General features: G+C 60.7%; 7 protein-coding genes and 1 pseudogene. 2 read left to right on the top strand and 6 right to left on the bottom strand.

Annotation, left to right across the window (positions count from 1 at the left end):
- Nucleotides 1-85: 85 nt before the first annotated feature.
- Complete coding sequence (locus DXY35_RS01835) at nucleotides 86-1,018, top strand: YihY/virulence factor BrkB family protein (RefSeq protein WP_115080662.1); 933 nt, start codon at nucleotides 86-88, stop codon at nucleotides 1,016-1,018.
- A 53-nt stretch (nucleotides 1,019-1,071) separates the two neighbouring features.
- Nucleotides 1,072-1,422 carry a hypothetical protein gene (locus tag DXY35_RS01830; RefSeq protein ID WP_115080660.1) on the top strand — a complete coding sequence of 117 codons (351 nt, stop codon included), beginning with the start codon at nucleotides 1,072-1,074 and terminating at the stop codon, nucleotides 1,420-1,422.
- Here DXY35_RS01830 and DXY35_RS01825 read toward each other — a convergent pair.
- The 6 genes and pseudogenes from DXY35_RS01825 to hrpB all read right to left on the bottom strand — a co-directional run bounded on the left by DXY35_RS01825 (nucleotide 1,398) and on the right by hrpB (nucleotide 6,189).
- Nucleotides 1,398-1,751, bottom strand: coding sequence for a DUF2834 domain-containing protein (locus DXY35_RS01825; RefSeq protein ID WP_115009326.1), 354 nt, complete (start codon nucleotides 1,749-1,751; stop codon nucleotides 1,398-1,400). The genes DXY35_RS01830 and DXY35_RS01825 overlap by 25 nt on opposite strands.
- Nucleotides 1,744-2,013 (bottom strand): exodeoxyribonuclease VII small subunit, encoded by a 270-nt coding sequence (gene xseB, locus DXY35_RS01820; RefSeq protein ID WP_115080659.1) that lies wholly within the window; start codon nucleotides 2,011-2,013, stop codon nucleotides 1,744-1,746. The genes DXY35_RS01825 and xseB overlap by 8 nt, the downstream gene beginning before the upstream one ends.
- Complete coding sequence (xseA, locus tag DXY35_RS01815; protein ID WP_115080657.1) at nucleotides 2,013-3,176, bottom strand: exodeoxyribonuclease VII large subunit; 1,164 nt, start codon at nucleotides 3,174-3,176, stop codon at nucleotides 2,013-2,015. Before xseA ends, xseB begins: the two co-directional genes overlap by 1 nt.
- Complete coding sequence (locus DXY35_RS12555; RefSeq protein WP_170950480.1) at nucleotides 3,166-3,342, bottom strand: hypothetical protein; 177 nt, start codon at nucleotides 3,340-3,342, stop codon at nucleotides 3,166-3,168. The genes xseA and DXY35_RS12555 overlap by 11 nt, the downstream gene beginning before the upstream one ends.
- A 113-nt stretch (nucleotides 3,343-3,455) precedes the next feature.
- Nucleotides 3,456-3,596, bottom strand: coding sequence for a chlorophyll a/b-binding protein (locus DXY35_RS01810; RefSeq protein ID WP_011365253.1), 141 nt, complete (start codon nucleotides 3,594-3,596; stop codon nucleotides 3,456-3,458).
- An 87-nt stretch (nucleotides 3,597-3,683) separates the two neighbouring features.
- Nucleotides 3,684-6,189 (bottom strand): annotated as a pseudogene (gene hrpB, locus DXY35_RS01805) (ATP-dependent helicase HrpB).
- Nucleotides 6,190-6,194: the final 5 nt, after the last annotated feature.

The raw sequence follows: 6,194 nt of genomic DNA, 5'->3' as shown, positions 1-6,194 counted from the left end.
ATCACCATCACCACCCACGAAGAAGCCACCTCACCATGAGGTGGCTTTTTTGTTGTAAGGTTTTAGTGGTCTTTTGCGCTCATCTGTGCCAAGACGTTCACTTGTACGACGTTTAAGTGGCCAGATTTGGAAGGCTTGTCAGCGTTGGAATAATGCTGAGTGTGTTGATTTAAGTGCTGCTTTTGCGTATTTCGTTCTTCAGTCGTTTTTTCCGCTGCTTCTGATTGCCCTGTCTGTTGCGGCAAGGGTGTTTGGCAAAACGGACAGTGTGGACAATGTGTTGGCCTCGGTGACGAAGGTCTTGCCGCCGTCAGCAACCAGTCTTGTGGATTCCACCTTGCGTGGGTTGGTGGATCAAGGTTTTGGTGCTGGAATCCTCGGTGTTGTTGTGTTGCTTCTTACGGCGAGTAATGCTTATTTAACGCTCCAGCGAGGAGCTGATCGCTTGTGGTCTGAGATTCTGCCCGAGCCATCCATCGGTTTATCTTGGTGGCAACAGGTTGGGCAGTTTTGTAGAACGCGTGTTGAAGCCTTCCTGACGGTTCTTGCCATATCTGTTTTGATTGTTTTTCAACAGTTGGTGCTCAGCGTTGGGCAACTCCCTGAGGATATTCTTGGTTTATTGGATGGCGTCCTTCCTGGCTTGATGGGGATCGTCCGCTCCAGCCCCATCCTTCCTCTCGGACGGATCCTTGTTCCCGCGTTGATCTTGTCTTTGATGGCCTGGTTGCTTCAGGTGGTTTTGCCCAGTCGTCGTGTTCCTGCAATTCCTCTCATTCCAGGATCATTGTTGATTGGATTCGGCCTCGCCTTTCTCAATAAAATTCTGAGTTTGAGTATTGTTTCTCTGGGAAATCGCTATCAGGCTTATGGCGTGATTGGTGGTGTTTTGGTGTTAACGCTTTGGGTTTGGTTGGTGGGCGTGATTCTTTATTTTGGCCAGTGTTTGAGTGTGGAATTGGCCGCAGTTCGTTTTGCGAAACCCCGGCTCGGGGAACCGAACAGCGCGGCGCTTTGAACTTTGATTCAACTCTGCGAAGCTGATTCAACGGACCTCTTCCGTTGAAGCCCATGAATCGATCACCAGCAGTGTTGTGGATCGGAGTTGTGTTGCTCCTGCTGCTGCCAACCGCTGCCGGTCGTCTCTTGCTTGATCTCGCCGGTGGCGTGTTGCTGGCTCTTTTGGCACTTCCTTTGATCCTTTCCGGTCTTGGTTGGATTGGTTGGAAACTTTTGCAGTCTCGGATGATCAGCTGTACCGCCTGCGGTGCCACGGGTCTGAAGGGGGCTGCAGTTTGTGCCGTCTGCGGCACTCCCTACGCCAGTGAGGGAGGCAGCACGGCCAGTGCGGCAGCCCCGTCTGCGCCTGCCAGCGACCTCACAATTGACGTGGTCGCTCAGGATGTGGATTCCGATTCCTGAGCCTGAAGCTGCCGTTCCCGCAAGAACAAGAAAAACGGAGCAGCGCAGGCAAAGGCCACACCGAAGCTCAAGGGGATGGCCAGCCACCAGCCCTTGATCTTCTGACGTGGTCCTTCCACACAGATCCACAGTGTGACGGCACTGGCCCCCACGAGCAGATCAGCGCTTAAGGAGCGTGACGCTGCTGTGCTGCTGGCATCGGCGATAAATCGCGCCAGATCGAAGGCCTGCCCACCGCTTTCGGCGATGAATTCCAGGTTGGCCTTCCAGGGCAGAATCGCTCCCAACACAGCAAGAAGCAGATAGATCCAAGGCAGGGCTTTACGCATCGGTTGTGGCTTTGAGAGTTGTGGGATCGAGCTCGACAATCGACTGCTCCACGCTGTCGAGCAGGGCCTGGCAACGGCTTAGATACACCTCGCCGTGGAGCACTTTTTGCTGCAAGTCCGCCAACGGAACACTGTCGTTCTGTAGATCAGCAAGAAGTAGATCCAAAGCCTGCATGGCTTCCTCGTAGCTCAGTCCTTCAGCATCCTTTCGCCACGTTTCGATGCGATCGCGTTGCTCTTTCTTGACTTGGCGCTTGCTCATCAGGAGGAGGTGTTGGGTGCACTGGGCTGCATCTGATCGACCCGGGCTTCAAGGCTTCCGTCGCGCATTCGAATGTTGAGCTGATCACCGATTTTGACGGATTCCAGATCTGAAATGGGATCGCCAGCGCTGTTGCTGATCAGGGCCAAGCCGCGTTTCAGCCAGCGTTCCGGTGATAGTGCCTTGAGCAATTGGTGCCTTTGAGCCAGTGCCTGGCGTTGGCGTTGGATCTTTTCCAGAGGAGACTGTTGTTGAAGGGCTACGTCTCGATCCTGAAGGCGCTGACGCTCGCGAAGGATTCTCCCCAGCAGCGCGTCTTTCAATCGGTTTTGCCGTTGCGCTAATCCCTGGCGTTCCGCCTCACGGTCGGGCAGCAAGGCCACGATCGCTGCCGTGGGCGTGGCTGCACGATGGTCTGCCACCAGATCGGCGACGGTGAGATCATCCTCATGTCCCAGGCCTGTCACCACCGGTATGGGGTAGTTCGCCAGGAGGCGGCAAAGCGCCTCGTTGTCGAACACTGCCAGGTCTTCCCGGCTGCCACCGCCGCGGGCAAGCACCAAAGCGTCCAGTCCCAACTCATCTGTGCGCTCGGCCAGGGCTTCCAGGGTGCTGATGATCGTCGGTGCCACGGAACCCTGCACTGGAATGGGCACCACGATCAGTCGCGTCATGGGCCAGCGTTCCGCCGCGGTGCGGAGCATGTCGGCCAGGGCGGAACTGGGCACGCTGGTGAGCACCGCGATCGAGGCGGGTTGTCTCGGAAGCGGCCTCTGATGGCTTGGGTCGATCACCCCCTCCTGTTCCAGCAGTTGCCGCACCCGTTCAAAGTCGCGCAGCACCGTGCTGAGGCTTGGCCGGATGTCCAGCGCCTGAACGGTGAGGCTGGCTCGTGCTGCCCAGAAATTGAGCTTGCCCACCACGGTGACGCCGTCACCGTCTTTGGGTTGAAAGCTCAATTGGGCCAGCTTCGAAGCCCACACCACACCGGAAATGCTGGCGGAGCCGTCGGTGAGGGTGAGCCAGAGGTGGCCCTTTTTGAGTTGAGGTCGGGAGACCGTGGCTTCCAGCAAAAAACGCGGCGCAAAGCCGCGTTCCAGCAGGCTGCCGATGGCTGTGTTCAGCTCAGCAACGGAATAGGTCGGAAAACGATCAACGCTCAAGGCGGCTGTAGGCGTAACCCCAGTAGATGCAGACAACGGCCGAGATGCTGGTCAGCAGAACGCCCCAGTGCTGGTGGATCTGGGTGGCACCAATCGTGCAGATCACCAAGGCGCTGCTGAGCAGCCTTGATCCATCACGTCTGTTCTGAACGTAAAGAGGTGCCAACGACTGCCTCAGCGGAATCCTCCCCACTGTGCTGCATCAGCGGTGGCTGGTGGAGAGGCAACAAAAAACCCCCCGGGCGAGCCGAGGGGTTCTGCGAATCCGCGGAGCGGAAATCAGCCGAGGCCGATCTGGGACAGGATGCCTTGGCCGGTCAGGAGCTCGGTGCCGAGGCCGATCACGATGCCCAGCATGGCCAGACGACCGTTCCAGGTCTCAGCGAAGTTGACGAAACCGAAGCGTGCGTTGTCAGACATGGGTTGAACCGGTTGGTTGTAAGTCAATGTAACAAAGGTTGGAGTTTTGTTGAGTGTGTTAACGGCTACGCGCCGGGCTTTTTCTGGTCAGGATTGCTGGCCATTTGATTTGCGCTTGGTCCGGGCCGTCGGCAGCGCCTGGCGGGGGTCTTCGGGCCAGGGGTGCTTGGGGTAGCGGCCTCGCATGTCCCGGCGCACCTCCTGGTAGCTGCCTTCCCAGAAGCCTTTGAGGGCGCGGGTGCGTTGTAGGGGGCGTCCGGCTGGTGAGAGCAGCTCCAGCGTGACGGGGATTCGGCCATTCAGCACGTGAGGGCCGTCGTCAGATCCGAACATCTCCTGCAATTTCACGGCGAGGATCACTTCGTCGGCGGTGTAAAGCAGCGTGGCTTGCCGGCCGGAGGGGATCGGGATGCGGCGCGGCAGCAGGTCATCAAGCTGTTGCCTGAAGCTCCAATCCAGATCGCCCCAGAGTGCTTCTTCCAAGGCTGTCGCGCTGATGTCGCTCCAGCCCAGGCAGCCTTCCAGGCTGGGGCCAAGCCAGGTGTCGGCTTGCTCCAGCAGGGTTGTTAGATCGCGATCAGGCCAGGGGACGCCCACTTGTTGGTGCATCCATGCCAGCCGTTGGCGCAGCTGATCGCTGTTGCCCGTCCAGGGCAGGGCATCAAGGCTGGCATCCTTCTTCAGCTGCTCGATCAGCAGGGTGCGGCACAGCGCTGCAGCTGGCGAAGGTTGTGGCGTTCGGCGCACCACCAATGCCCCCAGTTTGAGCTGGCGTTCGGCACGGACCCGCTGGCGTTCGGGATCCCAGCTGGCCTCGTCCTGCCAGTGGCCGTCCCGCTCAGCGATGCTCTCCAGGGTGCTCTGGCTCAGGGCCACGGCCATCTGGATCTGCGTGTCCCGGCCGCCCATGTCGACCCTGGCGACGGCCAGGGCTGGACTGCCCTGGAGCGGATCCCAGGGCAGCAGGGTGGCTCCGCGGCCCTGACGCAGCTGATAGCGACCGACCTGGCCTGGACGCTGTTGCGCCAGCCATTCCGGAAAGGCCGCCAGGATCAGATCGCCAGCATTGACGGAGGCGTCTCGCTCCTGGGGTGAGGCCCCCAGTCGCTTCAGTTGGCGGCGAAGCTGCTGGCTGAGCGTTCGCAGAGATGGATGGCGCTGGATGCTGTTGAGCCGGGCCTCGAGATCGCTGCCGATCTGGCGGCGATCAAAGGGATCCCGTTCGCTGAGGATGGCCGCCAGGTCACAGCCCAGCTGGGGGGCGCCCTGTTCATGGGCCTCCAGTAGCAGCATGCCGAGACGAGGGTGAACGCCGAGGCCGCCGATCAGCCGCCCCCGCTCGCTGATCCGGCCGTCGTGGTCCAGCAGGCCGAGCTGTTGCAGGCCGTGCTGTCCCTCTTGCATGGCTGCTGCGGGGGGAGGGTCCAGCCACGGCAGCTCTTCCCCTAGTCCAGCCCCCCCATTGGGCCAGTTCCATCAGCACGGGTTGGGGATCTGCCAGCAGCAGTTCAGGGGGGAGAAAGGGGGGGCGCCGCTGTTGCTCTGCTGGTGACCAGAGGCGGATGCAGCGGCCTGGGCATTGCCGGCCTGCCCGGCCCCGGCGCTGCTCTGCACTGGCCAGGCTGGAGACGGTGGTCTCCAGGCCCTCCATGCGGGTGTTGGGGTCGTAGCGCAGTTGACGGCTGAGGCCGCTGTCAATCACCAGGCGCACCCCATCAATCGTGAGGGAGCTCTCGGCAATGGCGCTGGCCAGGATGATGCTTCCGTCCTGGTTGGGGTCGCAGCGCTGCAGGGCTGAACTCTGCTGCTGCAAGGGCAGCTGACCGTGCAGCGCCTGAATCTTCCAGTTCTGCAGGGACGGGGCGGCCGTCAGGATCTGTCTGCAGCGTTCAATCTCCGCCAGCCCCGGCAGGAAGACCAGAACCCCGCTGCCCTGCGGTTGGTCGAGGGCGTGTTGCTCGATGGCGCGCAGCACCTGCTTTGGCAGGGGTTCGTCCGGCCGTGGTGGTTGGTGGTGCGTGTCCACCGGATAACAGCGGCCCGGGCTTTCCAGCACCTTTGCTTCGGGCAGCCGTTCCCTCAGATCGGATAAATCCAGTGTGGCCGACATCAAGATCACGGTGAGATCTGGATTCAGCAGAGGCCTCGCCTCGCGCAGCAAGGCAAGGGATAGGTCCGCGTCCCGCCCCCGCTCATGAAATTCATCGAAGATCACGCACCCCACCCCATCGAGCGAGGGATCGCTCTGCAAGCGCCGCAGGAAGAGGCCGTCGGTGATCACTTCCACCTGGGTGCGATTGGATCGCTTCTGTTCCCCGCGCACGGCATAACCGATGCGCGTGCCGATGTCTTCTCCAAGGCTCTCGGCAAGACGGGCGGCGGCCGCTTTGGTGGCCAGTCGCCGCGGCTCGATCATCCAGATTTTCTGATGCTCTTCAAGAACGCTCTGGCCTTCCGTCAGTGCTCCAATCAGCGCCAGGGGGACCCGTGTGGTCTTGCCCGCCCCCGGCGGTGCCTGGAGCAGAACCGTTTCCCCTGGGCGGACCGCAGAACAGATCTGCTCCAACAGGGCGTCGATCGGGAACTGGCTCAACGCGG

It is taken from the genome of Synechococcus sp. N32 (assembly GCF_900473895.1).
In the GTDB taxonomy this organism is placed as follows: domain Bacteria; phylum Cyanobacteriota; class Cyanobacteriia; order PCC-6307; family Cyanobiaceae; genus Parasynechococcus.
This window is presented reverse-complemented; position numbering and strand designations above follow the sequence as displayed.

Bases quoted from the DNA above. Each gene is read 5' to 3' on its own strand.
- DXY35_RS01830 (WP_115080660.1), top strand. From the start codon at position 1,072: ATGAATCGATCACCAGCAGTGTTGTGGATCGGAGTTGTGTTGCTCCTG.
- DXY35_RS01825 (WP_115009326.1), bottom strand. From the start codon at position 1,751: ATGCGTAAAGCCCTGCCTTGGATCTATCTGCTTCTTGCTGTGTTGGGA.
- DXY35_RS01810 (WP_011365253.1), bottom strand. From the start codon at position 3,596: ATGTCTGACAACGCACGCTTCGGTTTCGTCAACTTCGCTGAGACCTGG.
- xseB (WP_115080659.1), bottom strand. From the start codon at position 2,013: ATGAGCAAGCGCCAAGTCAAGAAAGAGCAACGCGATCGCATCGAAACG.